Source organism: Gemmatimonadaceae bacterium, from assembly GCA_020852815.1.
In the GTDB taxonomy this organism is placed as follows: Bacteria; Gemmatimonadota; Gemmatimonadetes; order Gemmatimonadales; family Gemmatimonadaceae; genus SCN-70-22.
On record JADZAN010000018.1, the window covers coordinates 1 to 18,634 of the forward strand.

Below are 18,634 nucleotides of genomic sequence, written 5' to 3' on the forward strand. Positions count from 1 at the left end.
AGCTGGAACAGGCACGGCTGGACCGACGGCGGCGCAACGACGAGCAACGGCGCGCAGCCGCATGACTACCGGAGGGGTGTAACTCGCTCAGGTCTTGGCCAAGTGCGAAAAGCGCTGAAGCACTACACCTCCGTGAGCCTCCGTGTCTCCTCCGTGAGCCTCCGTGTCGAGCTTGTGTTGTTGCGGTTCTAACGCCCGAGGCAGTCGATCGCGAGTGTGCCGAGGACATATGGATCCCAGCTTTCGCTGGGAAGGTGGGCGTGGGGGGCTGGGTTCGGCGCGTCGCGGCACTCCATGGTTTACCTCCGTGTCTCCTCCGTGGCCCTCCGTGGTCCTCCGTGGCCCTCCGTGTCTCCTCCGTGGCCCTCCGTGTCTCCTCCGTGACCCTCCGCGCTTCCTCCGTGACCCTCCGCGTCTCCTCCGTGACCCTCCGTGTCGTGCTTCTGATCTTCGCCCTCGAAACACGCCCCGCCTCGCCGTCGCCCTTGCCAGCCTGCCCGGCCTCCCGCAGACTGGCACGAATCGCCGGCTGAGGACGTAGAGCACGAGGCATGAACCAGACATCGATCGACACGGAGTTCCCCGGGCTGGCCGCCGCGCTGGCCGGCGACTACAGCATCGTGCGCGAACTCGGGCGCGGTGGGATGGGAGTCGTATTCCTCGCCCAGGACGTCCGGCTCGAGCGCGCGGTGGCGCTCAAGGTCCTCCCGACGGCGCTCGCCGGCGACCCGGCGGTGCGTGAACGCTTCGTGCGCGAGGCGCGGACGGCGGCACAGCTCTCCCATCCCAACATCGTCCCGGTCTACTCCGCCGACGAGGCTGGCGGGTGGGCCTACTTCGCGATGGCGTTCGTCGACGGCGAGTCGCTCGGCGAGCGGGCAAAGTCGTTAGGCCCGCTGCCGCCGGCGGAGGCGGTGCGACTGCTGCGCGACGCGGCGTGGGCGCTGGCCTACGCGCACGCGCGCGGCGTGGTGCATCGCGACGTGAAGCCCGACAACCTCCTGCTCGAACGCGGGACGGAGCGCCTGGTGGTGACCGACTTCGGCATCGCCCACGCGCCGGACGCCTCGCGCCTGACGATGACTGGGCACGTGATGGGATCGGTGCACTTCATGAGTCCGGAGCAGGGGGCGGGCGACGGGCTCGACGGGCGCAGCGACCTGTACTCGCTGGGGACGGTGGGCTACCTCCTGCTCAGCGGGCGGCTTCCGTTCGAGCATCAGCAGGCGGCGGCGATCCTGGTGCAGCGCGCCACGCGCGAGGCGCCGCCGCTGCGTTCGGTGGCGCCCAACATCCCGCCGTCGCTGGCCGATGTCATCGACCGCTGCCTGGCGCGCGACCCGGCGATGCGCCCCCCCACGGGCGAGGCGCTGGCCGACATGCTGCTGCGCACGGTGCAGGAAGTGGCGAGCGCCGACGAGACGTCGCAGCCGCACGCGAAGCTGAGCGAGCAGGAGGCGAACGTGGTCTGGCGCCGAGCCGCCCAGCTGCAAGCAGAGGCGGCGGCGCGGTTGGAGTCGAAGACGCGCGAGCGGGCGGCACTGGGGACCGCGGGGCAGGCGGGGCAGTCGTCGCACGTTGCGGCTGGCGATGAGCCGACCGGCTTCAATCTCACGGCGGTGCAGGCGGCGGCGGAGGAAGCCGGGATCTCTCGGCAGTTTGTCCAGATCGCCGTGGCCGAGCTGCAGGCCGATCGCGGCGCGGGGCGCGGGCTCGTGGCCCGCGGCGCCGAGGCGTCGCGCATGGTCCGCGCGTTCCTCGGACGGCACCCGCGGGCAATCACCGTGTCGCGCACCTTCAACTACTCGCCCAAGCGCGTGCTCGCGGCGATGGGGGCCGCGCTGCAGCATCCGCCGGCCGGACTCAAGCTGCGGGAAACCATCGGCGGCCACGCGCTGCACGGCGGGGTGCTGGTCTTCGACATCCCGGCCATCGCGGAGTACTCGATGGACGGCTCGGGGATAGCCTACGGCAATTACCTGTGGACGTGGACGCGCTACCAATTGTGGGTCAAGACGCTGCGCGCGCAGCTCGCCGCCGTTCCCGGCGATTCGTCGCGTTGCGAGGTGACGCTCACCATCGAACCGCCGGAGGGGCACTCCTCGTCGGTGTGGGAGAGCATCGGCTTTGGTGCTGGCGGTGGCGTCGTGGGTGGCGTGACGGGCCTGATCCTCGCCAAGAAGGCGATCCTGGTCGCGCTGCTCGGACTGCCCGCCGCGGTCCCGCTCCTCGCAGGAGGATTCGCGCTCGGCGCCATCGGCAACCGCTTGCTGTACCAGTGGGCGCTGCGCGTGGCGCGTGAGGAGCTTGGGAAGGCGCTGGGAGAGATCGACCGGCAGTTCACGCGCGAACTGACGTTCGGCGACCCGTTCGGTGAACCGGCGCTTCCGTCAGCTGCACACAACCGGTTGCCCGGCGGTCGTTAGGCCGGCGCTTCCCTCACCGACGAATGCACGGAACGACTCGCAACTCCACGACGCAACACGACACCCTACCGCCCATGCGCATCCGTTCACTCCCCACGCTCTTCCTCACGGCGCTCGCTCCCGCGATAGCTCCCGCGCAGGACACGCGCGCCCTCACCCGCTATGTCGACTCCGTCGCCAACGCCGCCGTCAGCGAGCATCGCACGCCCGGCGTCTCGATCGCGATCGTCAGAAACGGGCGGACGATTCTCGCCAAGGGATACGGCTATGCGGACCTCGAGAATGACGTCCCCGCCACGCCAGAGACGGTCTACCGCATCGGCTCCGTCACCAAGCAGTTCACCTCCGCCGCCATCATGCGGCTCGTGGAGCAGGGGAAACTCACGCTCGATGACACGCTGCAGAAGTTCGTCCCCAACGTTCCGTCGCAGGGGAACCGCGTCACGGTACGTCACCTGCTCAACCACACGTCGGGAATCAAGAGCTACACCAATCTTGGGCCCAAGTGGCAGCGCGTGATGCGCCTCGACCTGGCTCCCGACTCGCTGGTGGCGCTCTTTGCCGGCGAACCGGGCGACTTCAAGCCGGGCGATGCGTACATGTACAACAACTCGGGCTACTTCCTGCTCGGCATGATCATCGAGAAGGTGAGCGGGAAGACGTATGGGCAGTACCTGCAGGACGAGTTCTTCACCCCGTTAGGGCTAAAGGGGACGAGCTACTGCGACCAGGCGCCCATCATCAAGCGGCGTGCCCAGGGCTACGTGCCCAAGCCTCCCGGTGGCTTCGCCAACGCGGCGCCGCTGAGCATGACGCAGCCGTATGCCGCGGGTTCGCTCTGCTCCACGGTGAACGACCTGGCGGCGTGGACCATCGCGCTCTCCAGCGGCAAGGTGGTGAGCGCCGAGTCGTTCCGGCGCATGACGACCCCCGACACGCTCAACAACGGAAAGCCGATGACCTATGGCTTCGGGCTCGGGACGGGGACGCTTGGCGGGCACCGGCAGATATCACACAACGGGGGAATCAACGGCTTCATCTCCGAGCTGCACTACTATCCCGATGACTCGGTGATCACCGTGGTGCTGACCAACGTGGAAGGGCTGGTGGCGCCGCAACTGGAGCGTGTGGTGGCGCGAACCACGCTGGGGATCAAGGACCTCCCGACGGTTGCCATCGATGCCGCGGCGCTGGGGCGCCTCACGGGAGAGTACACACTGGGGCGCGGCAAGGTGCGCGTCTCGGTGGAGAACGGGCGCCTGACGATGCAGAATGGACCGCAGCCGGCATTCGCGCTCAAGCACGTCGGCAACGGGCGATTTGTCATGGCGGACAACGACGACATCCAGTTCGACTTCGCGGCCGGCACGCCGGCGCCGAGCTTCACCCGCACGCAGGGTGGGAACGCGGCGACGGCGACGCGGGTGCCGTGAGTGAGGTGAGCACTGGGCTCGACGGCACCACCTGGCGACGGGTGGTGCCGTCCGGCGTCAGGGCACGATCTTCCTCGCCTTGTTAGGGTAGGGCGGCGGCTTGGGGACCGCGCGCGGATCCTCGGCGATCTTCTTCTTCAGGTAGGCGATGGCCGCGTCGAGCTGCGCATCCTCGCCGTTGAACGTGGCATGCGGGAGGTTGTCGACGACCATGTCGGGGATCACCCCTTCCTGTTCGATGAGCCACTTCCCCTCGGGGCCGTAGACGCCACTCATCGGGGCGCGCGCCACGCCGCCGTCGCTCAGCGTGTTCGTTCCGCTGAGCCAGATCTCCCCGCCCCAGGTGCGCGTCCCGATCACCACGCCCAACCCCAAACGACGGAAACCCTCGGCGACCGCCTCGCCGTCAGAGGCCGTCTCCTGGTCCACAAGCATCACCATGTGCCCGCGAAAGGCCCCCTGCATGTTCCAGTACGGCTCTCCCACGCGATCCTGCCAGTACATCCATGGCTTGCGCATCAGCATCTCCAGCACCCACGAGTCGATGTTGCCGCCGCGGTTCTGGCGCATGTCGAGGATGAGTCCCTGCTTGTCCACCAGCGGGGTGAACTCGCGGTAGAACTGGTTGATGTCGCCCTCGCCCATGGCGCGCAGGTGCAGGTAGCCGATGCGGTTTTCTCCCTTTTGTTCGGTCGTCAGGCGGCGCGTGTACTCCCAGTCGGTGTAGCGCAGGTTCTGCTCGTTGCCGATGGGCTCGACGACGACCTCCTTGCTCCCGCCGGCGGTCGCCACCGTCAACAGGACCTGCTTCCCCACCTGGTTGCGCAGCAGTTCGCCGATGTCGCGTGCCTCGAGGGTGCGCTGCCCGTTCACCGCGGTGATGACGTCGCCCGCCTTGACGCCCAGGTCGGGGTCGGCGAGCGGTGAACGCTCGGCGGGATACTCGGGATCGTTGCGGTAGATGTAGTCGATGCGATAGCCACCCTTGGCAGGGTCGCGGAAGAGACGCGCGCCGAGGGAGGCGACTTGCACCTGGTCATCGCCGCGGCGCATGGCGCCGCCGCCAACGGAGGTGTGCAGCGCCGACAGCTCGCCAACGGCCCATCCGATCAGGTCACTCAGCTCGGCGCGCGTGGTGATGCGCTGGACGAGCGGGGCGTACTTGTCGAGCGTGCCCTGGTAGTCCACGCCGTGCATGTTGGGGTCGTAGAACCAGTCGCGCTCGAGGCGCCAGGCATCGACGAAGAGCTGGCGGAAGTCGTCGCGCACGTCAATGTCGAACGACCAACCCGCCAGGTCGAGTCGCGCGTCGGCGATGTTGGCCACCTTCGCCGCGCGCGCATCGACGACGTGCAGCGCGTTTCCCTTGCGCACGAGGAGCTTCCGTCCGTTGCCGGACAGCTCCGCCGACCGGATGTCGTCGACCACCACCACGCCTTCCGGCTTGTCGTTGCCGATCTTGAGGGCCACGAGGTCGGTCTTCGCCTCGGCGCCGGAGCCGCGTGAGGTGACGAAGAGTGCTTCGCCGTTGGCGAAGAGTGCGTCGTAGTTGCCTGAGGGGAGGGGAACGCGGCGGATGCGCAGCGGGAGCCCGTCGAGGGCGATAACAACCGGCCGGGGAGCGCTGTCGCTGCGCGCGGTTTGTGGCGCCGCCGCCCCCGGCGTCGCGGCGGGCGAAGGATTGGCGCCGCGGGCGGGCGGCGTTGCGCCTGCCGCCTTGCGCAGCTCGTCATCGGCCACGAAGGGCGAGCGCAGCCCTGGGCGCAGCGCGAGCTGGTAGATCTCGACCTCCTTGTCGAAGTACGGCTCGGGGCGGCGGTTCCCCCACGGCGCGGAGACCAGGGTCCGCAGGTTGCGGTCGGAGAGGAAGTACAGAAACTCCCCCTTGGGGTCCCACGCCGGCGAGAAGGAGTTGGTGCGATCGGTGGTGAGCGCGGTGCTGCGCGCGCTCTCCACGCTGTACAGCTTGAGTTGCTGGAAGGAGTTTGGGGCCGACATCTGGTAGGCGAGCCACCGCCCGTCGGGCGACCAGGCCATCGAGCCGATCCCCTGGCGGTTCTCGGAGACCTTTCGCATCTCTCCGCTGGCGACGTTCATCACCCAGAGGTCGCGGTTGTTGTCGTCCCAGGCGAGCCACTTGCCGTCGGGTGAGGGATAGCCGCGGAAACGCAGGATGCGCCCCTTCTTCGTCAATGCTTCGTCGTTCCCGACGCCATTCACGGGGAGTCGCACCCACTCCAGCTCCCCGCTCTCGTCGCTGAAGGCGAGGAGTGACTTACCGTCAGCCGCAAACACGGCGTCGCGATAGCGCACGCTGTCCTTGCGCGTGGCGCGCACGAAGCGCCCGCCCTTGACCGGGGCCACGAAGACGCGCCCGCGCGACGTGAGCACGACGCGGTCGCCGTCGGGCGAAAGGTGCGCCGCCGAGAGGAACGTCATGGGGTCCTTCACCCAGTTGTCGCGCAGCTGGTCCAGGTCCGAGGCGAGCGCGATGTCGATCATCTTCGACTGGCCGCTCGCCAAGTCCAGGTCCCACAAGTCGGCCTTGAGCTGGTAGACGATATGGCCGCCGCCGAGCGATGGGTCGCGCACGTCCCACCCCTCGTGGTGCGTGAGCTGTCGCCGGTCGCTCCCGTCCTCCTTCATCGACCAGAGGTTCATCTGGCCGTCGCGGTCGGTCACGAAGTAGACGCGAGCATTGAACCACATCGGGGAATGCGATTCCCCCTGATAGTCGTTGCCCGTCAGCTGCACCGCCTCCGCCGAGCCGGTGGTGTACTTCCAGATCTGGCGCGCCGTGCCGCCGGTGTAGCGCTTGGTCACGTTGCCATGGAAGCCGGGGCGGGCGAAGTAGAGCGTGCGCCCGCTGGCGTCGTACGACCCCTCGGAGGCGCCGGCGAGCGGGACGAGCGAGCGCGCACCGCTGGCAACATCGAGTTGGACCATGGCCTGCTTGGGGATGCCCGTGTATTGCATGGTGCGGTAGAGGAGCTTGCCGTCCGGCGTCCATGACGTGGCGATCGCGGCGTCGCCGTCGTAGGTCCAGCGCGTGGGCGCGCCCCCGGTCAGCGGCATCGTGTAAAGCGCCGCCGGTCCCTCGTAGCGCGCGGTGAACGCCAGCGTCTTCCCGTCCGGCGAGATCGTCGGATCGGTCTCCTCGGCGGCGTGGCTCGTCAGGCGGTGGGCCACTCCTCCGCCGAGCGGCACCGACCACAGGTCACCCTCTGCCGCGAAGACGACCGTGTTGCCGCTGACGGCTGGGAATCGGTAGAAGCCGCGGGCGCCCCCCGCCGCTGCCTGGGCGAACGCGGTGATGGGGACGAGGAGGGCGCCGACGAGCCAGGCGGCGATGAGGGAAGTTCGCATGCGAGTGCCTCTGGACGGTGGTTCGATGCCCGGAACATGGCGCGCGGAGCCCCGGCGCGGAACGGTCACGCGCACTCGTCGAGTGTTGGCTGCAGGCGCGCGAAGCGGCAATCGTCGCGCGTTACCTCGGTCCGCACGCAACGCCGAGCGGCGGGGACCAGGCGTTCACCGATCGTGCGTGTCGCTACCTGCCGGTGGGAGATTGGCTGGCGGCGCCGTGTCGGCGGCCGCGCGATAAGCGTTAGGCGCTGGCGGCAGCTCGTGCGCGTCACGCTCGGCCATCAGGCGCTCTCGATCGCCGGCGCGCCGGGCCAGTGTGAGTGCTCCCGAGGCGGCAAGTGCGCCACCCAACCCCGTGATGCCAAGCACGTAGAGCGGGAGCCCGTTGGCGACGCCGATGGTCCCCAGCAGCAGGCCGGCCAGCGCCCCCCACGTCGCGAAGCGCGGGACCGACAGTTCGTCAAAGCGCCGGCGCCCGCCGGCGATCATCAGGACGAGGGCGAAGATGACGCCCCCCATGAAGCCGGGGATGGCCAGCGTCTGCGGCCACATGTCGACGCGCGAGATGAAGGGGAGGGCGCCCGGCAGCACGTTGTCGATGAGTTCCAGCACGCCACCGATCGCCGCGCCCGCCACGCCCCAGAGCACGCCCATGCCCAGCACGCCGCGTGCGCGCCGCAACCACGATTGCACCGGTCCTCCTGTCACGTGGGTTCGCCGAGTGAGGTGCCTAACGACTCGCCGGCGCCTGGCTCACGCTCTGCGGGTCGTACGCCTCCAACGGGAGCTTCTCCCCACGCAGGAAGGCGCCCACGACCTCGGAGAACATGAGCGACTGCTCCAGCCAGATGTTGTGGCCGGCGGCGGGAATCGCCACGTAGTGCGCCCCCTTGATCACCTGCAGGTACTCGGCGGAGACGTCCCAGTTGAAGTAGTCGCACGTTCCGCGGATGATGAGCGTCTCCATGTGGAGCTTGCGCAGTGCGGGGCGCGGATCGGGGAGCTCGAGGGCGTTGGCCAGGGTGTAGCTGTTGGCAAAGAAGCCCAAACCGGCGGGAGCGGGGAGCCCGGACTCGGCGGGGTCACTCTTGCAGGTGAGGTTGGGTTGCCCCAGGCGCATCGCCTCCTCGGTGCGTTGCGTCCACCACTGGTCGCCCTCCCACTCGGCGATCCATCGGTGCGCGACCGGGGCGCTGAAGTCGGACATCATGCGCCCCAGCACCAGGCGTAGCGGTGGGCGCTCGAGCGCCGCCATGGTGGAAGCCTGCACGTCGCTCATCCTGGCGCGCGCGGCGGGGTTGATCGTCTCCGGCCATGCGGGGGCCCAGATCGCGGCGGGCGATTCCAGGATGAGTCGCTCGACGTGGTCGGGGTGCTGGAGCAAGTACTGGACGGCGAGCGTGGCTCCCCACCCGGTGCCGGCGAGGACGAGGCGCGGGGCGCCGATCTGAGCGCGAATGGCCTCGAGGTCGGCGACGTGTCGCGCCACGGTGTACGGGGCGTCGTGCGCGAGGTCGAGACGACTCGAGAAGCCGCTCCCTAACTGATCGTAGTAGTACACGGCACGCCCCTCTGAGGCCAGGAAATCGTAGGGGCGCTTGCCGAGCGCGAGCAGGAAGGGGAGCTGGGGGGTGCCGGGGCCGTCGTGCAGGACGACGACGGGGGGACGTGGCGCGGTGGCGCCCTGCGAGTCGGCGCGCGGCTCGACGAGCTGGTAGGCGATGCGGGTGCCGTTGCCTAACGACCAATACCGCGTGTCGGGGGGAGCGGTGACCTCGGCGAGGGTGCGCGCCGGCGGGCGCCCGACGAGGAGCTGGGCGACGACGACGTACGCGACCCCGCCGGCCACCAGCCAGCGCCCGGCTTCGGCGCCGCTGCCGCCGGCCAGGCGGAGGAGGAACCAGCCGGACGCGAGGAACGCCGCGAGCGCCGCGAGGGCGAGCGGCCAGAAGCCGATGCCTAACGCCGAGGCGAGAACAAAGACGGCGATGGCGCAGAGCAGCGCACCAAGCAGCGCAACGAGGCGGCGAATGAGCGTGGGCATCGGCGCGGGGGAGTCGCGGGCGTGAGGTGCGCCGTTGCGGCGCGGCATGCACGGTCGCCGATAACATGCGCCGCGTTGCGCGGCATACGCCATGCGGGATTTCCCCGACACGAGTCGCCGTGTTGAAGGCCCTTCCCACACCCCTGGTCCCGTAGTCGATTCCCGGGCGACGCCGTGCGGCGCAGTCGATGAGGCGCCAAGTACTCACGAGGGAGTTCGAGATGCTGAACTGGCGGCGATTGCCGACGATCGCCTGCATCACCGTGTGCGCCACCGGCGTGGGTTGCGCTCGAGAGGCGAAGGAGGGTGGCCGATCGGTCCAGGCGGATTCGTCGCTGGCGGACTCGCCGGGCGCGACGATTCGCGCCATCACCGTGTCGCCGGCGGGCGCAACCATCGCCGCCGGCGACTCCGTGCAGCTGACGGCGTCGGCGCTCGATGGCGCGGGAGCGGACGTCGACGTGCCCCTGCTGTGGGCGAGCCGCAACGCCGCCGTGGCCAGGGTGACGGCCAGCGGGTTGGTCACCGGCGTTGCTGGGGGAGTGGCGACCGTTTCCGCCTCCGCCGGCACCACGCACGGCGATGCCGCCGTCACGGTGACCGGGGGAGCGCCGCCGGACGGGACGGTCCTCATCGCCGCGGGCGACATCGCCCAGTGCGACAACCCAAACGATGAAGCGACGGCGGCGGTGGTGAAGCGACTGGCCGGGACAGTCATCGTCCTGGGCGACAACGCCTATGAGAGCGGGAGCGCGCGCGACTACGCCAACTGCTACGCCCAGTCGTGGGGGGCCTTCAAGGGGCGCACGATGCCGGCGGTCGGCAATCACGAGTACCAGACGGCCGCGGCGCGCGGCTACTTCGACTACTTCGGCGCCGCCGCCGGTGAGCGCGGCAAGGGCTACTATTCGTATGACGTCGCCGACTGGCACATCGTCGTCCTCAACAGCAATTGCTCGTTTGTCTCCTGCGCCGCGGGATCGCCGCAGGAGCGTTGGCTGCGCGCCGACCTCGCGGCGAGCACCAGGCGCTGCACCCTCGCCTACTGGCACCATCCGCGCTTCAACTCCGGGAATCGGCACGGCAACGACGGCGACGTGGGGGCCTTCTGGGAGGCGCTCTATCAACACGGCGCAGAGGTGGTGCTGAACGGGCACGAGCACCTGTACGAACGCTTCGCCCCGCAGGCGCCCTCCGGCGCGGCCGACTCGGCCCGCGGGGTCCGCGAGTTCGTGGTGGGGACGGGGGGGCGCGCGCTCTACTCGATCGGCGCGCCGCAACCGAATTCGGAGGTGCGCAACAACGACACCTTCGGCGTCCTGCAACTGACGTTAGGCGTGGGGACGTACCGCTGGGCGTTCATCGGCGCGGCCGGAGGGACGTTTGCCGACAGCGGGAGCGCGAACTGTCACTAGCCGCCGCCGCGCGCACGACCGACGCATCCCCGCGCCAACCGGCGGCGCGGCGCCTGCGACCGTGCCCCGGGCGCCGTGTGGACCGATGACGAGGCGTGGGATGGAACACGGTATCACCCCTCCCCCATTCCCGGGGTAGCGCCGCGCCTTTCCGAGGCGGAATATGGTGGGGTCCGCTGGCCTGCCGCTCCATCCCTCCCGACTCATGACCTCCCGTCGCTCCGTCATCAAGCTCGGCGCCGCCGCCGTTTTCGCGCCGATGATCAACCGCGGGCGCTTCACGCTTCCGCACATCCCGCAGCAGCAATACTCCACGCGCGCCATCGACCTCATGAAGCGCGCCGTGGTGATCGACATGCTCGCGCCGCTGCACATCGGCTCCAACGGGAACAAGTGGCTGCAGAAGCCGTCGTCGATCACCGCCGACGATTTTGCCCCGTTCCTCGCGTCGGGGATCAACGTCTTTCACACTGCGGTCGGCTTCGGCGGGCCTAACGCGTACATCGGCGGGCAGCAGTTCTTCCACCGGCAGAACTCGATGATCGCCGAGCGTCCGGACCTGTTCCTCCGCATCGACTCGGCCGACGACTTCGCGAAGATCAAGGGGTCTGGGCGCATCGGAATCCTGCTCGGCGCGCAGAACTCGGATCACTTCGTGCGCCCGGACTCCCGCGGCGACATGCTCGGCACCGTGGACGAGTTCTTCACGTACGGGCAGCGCGTCTCGCAGCTCACGTACAACTCGCAGAACTGGTTCGCGAGCGGCTCCACCGAGCGCGTGGACGGCGGGATCTCCGACCTGGGGGCGGCGCTCATCGAGCGAATGAACAAGGTCGGGATGGCGGTCGACACGTCGCACTGCGGCGACCGCACCACGCTCGATGCGCTGGCGCTGTCGAAGAAGCCGGCGCTCGTCACGCACTCCAATGCGCGCGCGCTGGCCAACAATCACCCGCGCTGCAAGCCGGACGAGGTGATCCGCGCCGTGGGCAAGGCGGGGAGCGTGATGGGGATCACCGGCGTGCGCATGTTCGTGAAGGGGAACGAGCCCACCACCGTCGAGGACTTCTTCAACCACATCGACTACGTGGCGAAGATGATCGGGATCGAGCACGTCGGGATCGGGAGCGACAGCGACCTGCAGGGCTACGACGACATGCCGCCTGACGAGTACAAGCGCCTCAAGGACAGCTACAAGGGGAGTTACGGCTTTCGCGACAAGATCGACATCGAGGGGATCGACCATCCCAAGCGCATGTTCGACGTCACGGAAGGGCTCATCCGTCGCAAGTACACCGACGACCAGATCATCGGCGTGCTGGGGGGGAACTTCCAGCGCGTGCTGGCCGACATCTGGGCCGGGATGCCCGGGCGATAGGACGATGCAGCTCGCCAACGCCGCCAGCGGACGCTCGTTAGGTTCACGCGCCCGCCGCGTCCTTGTGGCGCTGGCGATGCTCCTGCCGTCAGCCGCCGCCGCGCAGTACGAAACCAAGCCCTACGCCAAGGCGCCGCCACTCCCCGACCTGTCGGGGAAGGTGGCGCTCATCACCGGCTCGACCGATGGCCTGGGGCGCGACGTGGCGCGGCGGATGGCGGCGGCCGGGGCGCGCGTCCTGATTACCGGGCGCAGCGCGCCGCGCGGCGATTCGCTGGTCGAGGAGATTTCGCGCAGCGGGAAGGGGAGCGCGAGGTTCTATCGCGCCGACCTGGCCTCGCTCGACGAGGTCCGCCGCCTGGCCGACGAGGTCACGCGCGACAACCCGCGGCTCGACTACCTGATCAACAACGCCGGCGTCGGCTTCGTCTTCGACAGCACGCGGAAGTTCAGCGCCGAAGGGTACGAGATGCACTTCGCGGTGAACTACCTCGCGCATTACCTCCTCACCAAGCGCCTCGTTCCGCTCCTCGTGGCCAGCGCGCCGTCGCGCATCATCAACGTGGCCTCCGGCTCGCAGGTCGCCATCGACTTCGACGATGTGATGATGGCCAAGGGGTACAACGGCGGTCGCGGCTACGCGCAGAGCAAGCTGGCGCAGGTGATGATGACGATCGACATGGCCCCTGCCCTGGAACGGCAGGGGGTGCTGACCTACTCGTTGCACCCGGCGACGACGATGGCCACGACGATGGCGCGCGCCCTCCATGTCACGCCGCGTTCCACCATCGCCGAAGGGGTGGAGTCGGTCGTCAACGCCATCAGCACCACGGAACCCACGGGGACCTACTTCAACCAGCTCGCCCCCATCCGCGCGCATCCGCAGGCCTACGACGCGGCGGCGCGCGCACGGCTGCGCGCGATCAGTGAGCAGCTGACGGGCGGTCGCTAGCGCCGCCGCAGAGGCGCACCACGTCGGCGGGGCGCAGACGGCCGATCACCGCGGTGCGCCCCCGCCAGGCCCCGATGTTCCACGACGGGTCGCCCTGCTCGACCATCCAGCGCGTGCGCATGGTGGTCGCGGCGATGCACGCCTCCTCCGACGGCTCCGCCACCTGCAACGCCTTCACCAGCGTGGGCATGGCGTCGCCGCTGAGGTGCGAGAGGTAGGGAAGGTCGACGGTGCGCGCGTCGGTGTCCCGCGCGAGGTTCACGCGCGCGATCAGCACCTCGGGGTTGAGCACGTTGAGGGTGCCCAGCGTGACGAACCCCGAAAGCGCGGTGAGCGCGGCGAAGGTGCGCGGACGGCCGCGCAGCACGGTGAGCGCCAACGCCCCGCACACCATCGCCAGCCACACCATGATCGCCGTCGCGTACAACCGGTCCTCGGAGAGGCCGAAGTAGCCGACGTAGAGCGACATGCGCAGCAGCGCCGAGGCCATGATCGCCGCCACGAGCGCAAGGAGCGCCGTCGAGAGCGAGCGGTGGCGCTGTACGACCGCGCGGTCCTCGGTGAGGGCGCGCGTCCCCAGGATGAGCGGGAGGACGAGCGCCGAGACGGCGACGAGTTCGAAGAAGCCGCGACGCGCATATTCGGCGACCGTAAGTCCCGTGGTGGCGAGGACCACATCGGCGCCGGCAAAGAGCCACCGCAGCTGCAACGTGACGAAGATGGCGAACAGTGCGATCACCACGCCTAACGACGCGGTGACCTCGGTCATGCCCAGCTGCATCGGGAGGCGCGCCGGCAGCGCGGGGCGGCGCGAGACGCCGAGCAGCGCACCGCGCAACCATCCAGCCGACCACCAGGCAAAGGCACCCGAGACCACGACGTGCGGCATGATCCGCGCGAGGTCGACCTGCGGAAGGCGAAAGAGCGAGGCGAAGACCGGGTCGGCACGAGACAGGAGGAGCGCGAAGACGAAGGCGATCGGTGCCGTGACCAGCACCGCCCGAAGCGCCGGCCAGGAGGCGCCGCCGCGAACCGCGGGGAGCGCTCCCAACTGCGCGTCGCGCGTCACGAGCAGCGGCGCGCCGACCACGAGATCGCGGACCGTATAGACGCCGCCGACCATGACGTCGCGCAGGCGTGCGACGAGGATCGTCGCGGCCGGCGCACCGGCCGCGGCCATGGCGAACATGGCGATGGCGACCAACGTGCCGAGGACGTTGGCGACGCGCAGCGCCTCCGCATCGCGCCAGGAGAAGGCGGCCGCGCAGAGGACGGCGACCGTGAGCCAGGTGACCTGTTCGCTGGTGATGCGGAGCCCGCGATGGCGAGCGACGTTGAGCGCGGCGAGGGCGAGTGCCGCGACCCAGAGCGTCCATCCGAGCCCGCCGGGCGCGGTGCGCATGGCGACGTCGGCGAGGAAACCGAGCGAGAGCGCCTCGACCAGGATGCGCCGTGCGAGTCGGGGGCGTTCTTCGGCGAGGTCTCGGGTGGTGTCGTGATCGGCGGTGACGGTGGTGGCCATTCGGGGACCGTGGGGTGGTGGCTGGAAAGCACTTTATTCTGTAAAGTGCGAAGGCGCAAGGGGGAGTAGTTGCCGCTTGGCTGGGAGGGGCGAGGCGTGAGTGCCGTTCCCGCTTGGACGGGGTGGCGAGCGCATACATTGGCACGACCGCCGCTCGAGCGGCCAGGGCGTTCTCCCGAGATGCCGTGACGATGTCCGCGACGACAGTCCTCGACTGGCTCCTCGATTCCGATCCGTCGATCCGTTGGCAGGTGCAACGCGACCTGCTGGACGCGCCGGCGTCGCTCCTTGCCGCCACGCGGGCCAGGGTTGCAACTGACGGATGGGGCGTGCAGCTCCTCGCGGCGCAGCGCGACGATGGGACGTGGGGCGGGGTCGCCTGGAACCGCGGCTTCGACTCGACCATGCACGTCCTCATACTGCTGCGCGAGCTGGGGCTCGACCCGGCGAGCGAGTCGGCGCAGCGTGCGCTTGCGCGCGTGCGCACGCAGGTGACGTGGCGCGGGTGCGGCCCCGGGGAGACGGAACACCATCGCTTCTTCGAGGGCGAGGTGGAGCCGTGCATCAACGCGCAGGTCGCGATGGTGGGGGCGTATTTCGGCGAGGACGTGGCACCGCTCATCGATCGCCTGCTGGGTGAGCAGCTCGCCGACGGGGGATGGAACTGCGACGCCGAGCGCGGGTCGACGCGGTCGTCGTTCCACACGACGAGCTGTGTCCTCGAGGCGCTGCTCGAGTTCGAGCGGTCAGCGGGGGCTCGGGCGGATGTCGGCGAGTCGCGGCAGCGGGCGACGGAATACCTGCTGGAGCGGCGCCTGATGCGCCGTCGGTCGACGGGGGAGCTCGTCGTCGACCGCAAGCGCAACGGCGCCGACTGGCAGCGCTTTGCCTTTCCGACCTGGTGGCACTACGACATCCTGCGCGGGCTCGACGTCCTGCGCATGGCTGGTGTTGCGTCTGACGGGCGGCTGGAGGAAGCGGTGGCGCGCGTGGCGGGGCAACGCGGCGCCGATGGACGCTGGGTGACCGGCGTGCAGCATGCGGGGAACATGCTGGTGGCGCTCGACGACGGTGTCGGGGCGCCCAGCCGATGGATCACCCTGCGCGCCATGCGCGTGCTGCGCGCCTTCGCCACCGTTCGGCCGTGATGCGGCCTTCCCCGACGGATTCCACGGCATTTCTTCACCAGTGGGCGGGGATCCCCTGACATGTCGCGCACCGCGCGACGTCAAGTCTCGCCAGGCGCAAAGTTCGCGCTGACTTCACCTACGTAGGGACAGGCGAGTCCTTGACGCCAACGGACATCGTTTGGGCCGAACCTTGGGTACGCAACTTCCCCACGGCACGCGGATCCGCCGCGCGTGCTCCCCCTGCCCAACAGCGGGTTCGCCCCATGAAACAACTCCAATTCGCGATTCTGTTCTCCGCCGCCCTGCTCGCCGCGTGCGAAGGGCCGGCCGGTCCTGCCGGCGCCGATGGCACGAACGGAACCAACGGCACCAACGGCAAGGACGCCAACTCGGTCTGCATGACGTGCCACAGCAATGCGACCATGCTGGCCCGCACGACCGAGTACGAACTGTCCAAGCACTTCACCGGCAACACCAGCGCGCGCAATACGAAGTACTGTGCGCGTTGTCATACCAGTGAGGGCTTCCTCGAGGTGACCGGCGCCAACAAGTACGTCGTGTCGAACGACATGCCGAATGCCACGCGCATCAACTGCACCACGTGCCACAAGCACTCGGGCTTCGAGTTCGCCGTCGACACCAACCTCCGTATCCTGCGCGCCACCGATCCCGTCATGCTCAACTACGACAAGAACGCCGTCGCGACGGATTTCGGGAAGATGAACAACCTGTGCGTGAACTGTCACCAGATTCGCGGCGTGACGTCGATCAACTACACCGACTCGCTCGGCGCGGTGAAGACGTATGACCAGATGCCGTACTTCCCGTTCTCGAAGACGAAGGACGACAACGCCGCGGTGACGTATCCGGTGGGTCGGAGCTTCTCGGTCCATGATGGGAACCAGTCCAACCTGTTCAAGGGAATCAACGGCTACGAGTACAACGGGCAGACGTATACCCGCGTGTGGCAGCACTCCGCCGCCAACTGCACCACGTGCCACATGAACAAGTGGGATCCGGTGGCCAAGGTCGGTGGTCATTCGCTCAAGCCGAACGAAGTCGAGTGCGAGAAGTGCCACACCGACGAACACATTGCGCCGACGCGGGCCAAGATCGACGCGAAGCGCATCGAGCTGGCCGAGCTGTTGAGTGCCCGCAAGGTCTTCCGCAAAACCGTGAACGCGAGCGGCGTGGCGTCGTACTCCGCCATGCAGACGCACGACTTCTACGGAACGCTCTTCCCGACGACGCAGAGCAGCACGCGCTATGCGACGGCGCTCGCCGGTGCCAACACCGTGTCGCCGACCACCGGGCTGGTGGTGTACGGGAACACCGTGACCATGGCGACGGACGCGAACTGGCAGTATCGCATCGGGCGGCCGTGGAAGATGGGCGAGCTGGGGGCGGCGTATAACTACGGCTACATCAACAGCGAGCTCTCGATGGGGGTGCACAACCCGGTGTACGCGATGCAGCTGCTGCAGAAGTCGATCGATTGGCTGAAGGCCAACCCGTAGGTCTGGGGGGGCGCCTGGGGTCAGGTCGGCAAATTGGGGTCAGAGTCAGCGAGAATTTGGTTCGCTGACTCTGACCCCAATTTGTGTTTCGTGGCAAAATGACACACCGGACGGCGCCCGCCCGCCCTACTCCTCACCCGTGAGGAAGGGGAGCAGCGCGTCGCATAGCGCCTGGCAGAATTGGGGTCAGAGTCACCGAGAATTTGGTTCGCTGACTCTGACCCCAATTTGTGTTTCGTGGCAAAATGACACATCGGACGGCGCCCGCCCGCCCTACTCCTCACCCGTGAGAAAGGGGAGCAGCGCGTCGCATAGCGCCTGGGGCGCTTCCTCGGGGAGGTAGTGACCGCAATCGAGCGCTGCGCCGTGCACCTTGGCGGCGACGCGGCGCCACTCCGCCAGCACGTCGTAGCCGCGCCCCACCCACCCATGCGCCCCCCACAGGGCGAGGAGCGGCGCCGTGAGCCGCGCCGCGGTGTCGCGATCGGCGCGGTCGTGTTCGAGGTCAATCGTCGCCGCGGCGCGGTAGTCCTCGCAGAAGCCATGTATTGTCGCCGGGTCGCTGGCGCAGCGCTCATATTCGGCCAGCGCCTCCGGCGCAAAGGGCGCGAGAGCGGCATGGCGCCCGGCGAGGATGCTGCGCGCGTAGAAGGCGCCGTCGTTCCCGATGAGTCGTTCCGGGAGCGGCGCAGGCTGGATGAGGAAGAACCAGTGCCAGTATGTGCGCGCGAAGCGCTCGTCGGTCTGCTCGTACATCGCGAGGGTGGGGGCGATGTCGAGCACGGCGAGGCGGTCGACGCACTGCGGATGATCGGCGGTCAACCGGTGCGCGACGCGTCCGCCGCGGTCGTGCCCCACGACGCTCCATCGTTCGTAGCCCAGCTGCCGCATGAGCGCCACCTGGTCGTGCGCCATGGTGCGCTTTGAATAGTTGGTGTGATCGGGGCGACCAGCGGGCTTGTCCGACGCGCCATATCCGCGCAGGTCCGGCGCGACGAGGGTGAAACGCTCAGCCAGGCGATCCCACACCCGGTGCCAGATGGCGCTGGTCTGCGGATGGCCGTGGAGGAGGAGGAGCGGGGGGCGGCCGGCCCGCGAGGTGCGCACCGCGATGCCGATGGGGGCGTCGATGCTGTCGACGATGACGCGATGAGGCGGCGCAAGCACGCCGGCGTGCAGGGCTCCGCTTCGGGACGATGTCACGGAGATCGTACCTTCCTGGCGAGGTGGGCGAGGAGTTGGCGACGCAGGTTACCTCAGCATCGCCGTGACGTCTCAGGGCGTCAATGGCTACTGTCGGCACTGGACGTGTGCGAGACGCTGATGAGATTCCGACGCATCGGCGCAACGGACGGCGTTCGGGAAGGGACGCGCCGAGGGCTCGAAGACGAACCACGACGCGGAGCTGCATATGCGGGACCGACAACATCACGTGTGCGCCACCGGCGACA

12 protein-coding genes are annotated in these 18,634 nt (G+C 68.8%); 7 read left to right on the forward strand and 5 right to left on the reverse strand.

Going from position 1 to position 18,634, the window contains the following annotated elements:
- Window positions 1-551: 551 nt before the first annotated feature.
- Window positions 552-2,426 (forward strand): serine/threonine protein kinase, encoded by a 1,875-nt coding sequence (locus IT359_10070; GenBank protein ID MCC6929324.1) that lies wholly within the window; start codon window positions 552-554, stop codon window positions 2,424-2,426.
- 74 nt (window positions 2,427-2,500) lie between these two features.
- Entirely contained in the window at window positions 2,501-3,859 is a 1,359-nt protein-coding gene (locus tag IT359_10075) for a serine hydrolase (GenBank protein MCC6929325.1), read from the forward strand.
- A gap of 57 nt (window positions 3,860-3,916) precedes the next feature.
- Here IT359_10075 and IT359_10080 read toward each other — a convergent pair whose 3' ends face one another.
- The 3 genes from IT359_10080 to IT359_10090 all read right to left on the reverse strand — a co-directional run bounded on the left by IT359_10080 (window position 3,917) and on the right by IT359_10090 (window position 9,269).
- A complete protein-coding gene (locus tag IT359_10080; GenBank protein MCC6929326.1) occupies window positions 3,917-7,225 on the reverse strand; it encodes a PD40 domain-containing protein in 3,309 nt (1,102 codons plus the stop codon).
- 165 nt (window positions 7,226-7,390) lie between these two features.
- Window positions 7,391-7,933 (reverse strand): hypothetical protein, encoded by a 543-nt coding sequence (locus IT359_10085; protein ID MCC6929327.1) that lies wholly within the window; start codon window positions 7,931-7,933, stop codon window positions 7,391-7,393.
- Between the two features lie 22 nt (window positions 7,934-7,955).
- Window positions 7,956-9,269 carry an alpha/beta fold hydrolase gene (locus IT359_10090; GenBank protein MCC6929328.1) on the reverse strand — a complete coding sequence of 438 codons (1,314 nt, stop codon included), beginning with the start codon at window positions 9,267-9,269 and terminating at the stop codon, window positions 7,956-7,958.
- A 221-nt stretch (window positions 9,270-9,490) separates the two neighbouring features.
- Between IT359_10090 and IT359_10095 the strand changes: the two genes are divergently transcribed.
- From IT359_10095 to IT359_10105, 3 genes are all read left to right on the forward strand, one after another.
- Window positions 9,491-10,684 carry an Ig-like domain-containing protein gene (locus IT359_10095; protein ID MCC6929329.1) on the forward strand — a complete coding sequence of 398 codons (1,194 nt, stop codon included), beginning with the start codon at window positions 9,491-9,493 and terminating at the stop codon, window positions 10,682-10,684.
- A 205-nt stretch (window positions 10,685-10,889) separates the two neighbouring features.
- The gene (locus tag IT359_10100; GenBank protein MCC6929330.1) at window positions 10,890-12,062 is read left to right on the forward strand and encodes a membrane dipeptidase; all 1,173 of its coding nucleotides are present in this window, start codon (window positions 10,890-10,892) and stop codon (window positions 12,060-12,062) included.
- A gap of 4 nt (window positions 12,063-12,066) precedes the next feature.
- The gene (locus tag IT359_10105) at window positions 12,067-13,014 is read left to right on the forward strand and encodes an SDR family NAD(P)-dependent oxidoreductase (protein MCC6929331.1); all 948 of its coding nucleotides are present in this window, start codon (window positions 12,067-12,069) and stop codon (window positions 13,012-13,014) included.
- Here the strand turns inward: IT359_10105 and IT359_10110 are convergent.
- A complete protein-coding gene (locus IT359_10110; GenBank protein MCC6929332.1) occupies window positions 12,986-14,536 on the reverse strand; it encodes a DUF4173 domain-containing protein in 1,551 nt (516 codons plus the stop codon). The two genes, IT359_10105 and IT359_10110, sit on opposite strands and share 29 nt — an antisense overlap.
- 191 nt (window positions 14,537-14,727) lie before the next feature.
- Between IT359_10110 and IT359_10115 the strand changes: the two genes are divergently transcribed.
- Together IT359_10115 and IT359_10120 are read left to right on the forward strand one after the other, a co-directional pair.
- Window positions 14,728-15,684 (forward strand): hypothetical protein, encoded by a 957-nt coding sequence (locus IT359_10115; protein ID MCC6929333.1) that lies wholly within the window; start codon window positions 14,728-14,730, stop codon window positions 15,682-15,684.
- 245 nt (window positions 15,685-15,929) lie between these two features.
- Window positions 15,930-17,183, forward strand: coding sequence for a hypothetical protein (locus IT359_10120; protein ID MCC6929334.1), 1,254 nt, complete (start codon window positions 15,930-15,932; stop codon window positions 17,181-17,183).
- Between the two features lie 273 nt (window positions 17,184-17,456).
- On the opposite strand, the gene IT359_10125 is transcribed toward IT359_10120, so the two are convergent.
- Entirely contained in the window at window positions 17,457-18,350 is an 894-nt protein-coding gene (locus IT359_10125; GenBank protein MCC6929335.1) for an alpha/beta hydrolase, read from the reverse strand.
- Window positions 18,351-18,634: the final 284 nt, after the last annotated feature.

Excerpts from the sequence above, each read along its gene's own strand:
- IT359_10070 (MCC6929324.1), top strand. The coding sequence starts at position 552 with ATGAACCAGACATCGATCGACACGGAGTTCCCCGGGCTGGCCGCCGCG.
- IT359_10075 (MCC6929325.1), top strand. The coding sequence starts at position 2,501 with ATGCGCATCCGTTCACTCCCCACGCTCTTCCTCACGGCGCTCGCTCCC.
- IT359_10080 (MCC6929326.1), bottom strand. The coding sequence starts at position 7,225 with ATGCGAACTTCCCTCATCGCCGCCTGGCTCGTCGGCGCCCTCCTCGTC.
- IT359_10090 (MCC6929328.1), bottom strand. The coding sequence starts at position 9,269 with ATGCCCACGCTCATTCGCCGCCTCGTTGCGCTGCTTGGTGCGCTGCTC.
- IT359_10095 (MCC6929329.1), top strand. The coding sequence starts at position 9,491 with ATGCTGAACTGGCGGCGATTGCCGACGATCGCCTGCATCACCGTGTGC.
- IT359_10100 (MCC6929330.1), top strand. The coding sequence starts at position 10,890 with ATGACCTCCCGTCGCTCCGTCATCAAGCTCGGCGCCGCCGCCGTTTTC.
- IT359_10105 (MCC6929331.1), top strand. The coding sequence starts at position 12,067 with ATGCAGCTCGCCAACGCCGCCAGCGGACGCTCGTTAGGTTCACGCGCC.
- IT359_10110 (MCC6929332.1), bottom strand. The coding sequence starts at position 14,536 with ATGGCCACCACCGTCACCGCCGATCACGACACCACCCGAGACCTCGCC.
- IT359_10115 (MCC6929333.1), top strand. The coding sequence starts at position 14,728 with ATGTCCGCGACGACAGTCCTCGACTGGCTCCTCGATTCCGATCCGTCG.
- IT359_10120 (MCC6929334.1), top strand. The coding sequence starts at position 15,930 with ATGAAACAACTCCAATTCGCGATTCTGTTCTCCGCCGCCCTGCTCGCC.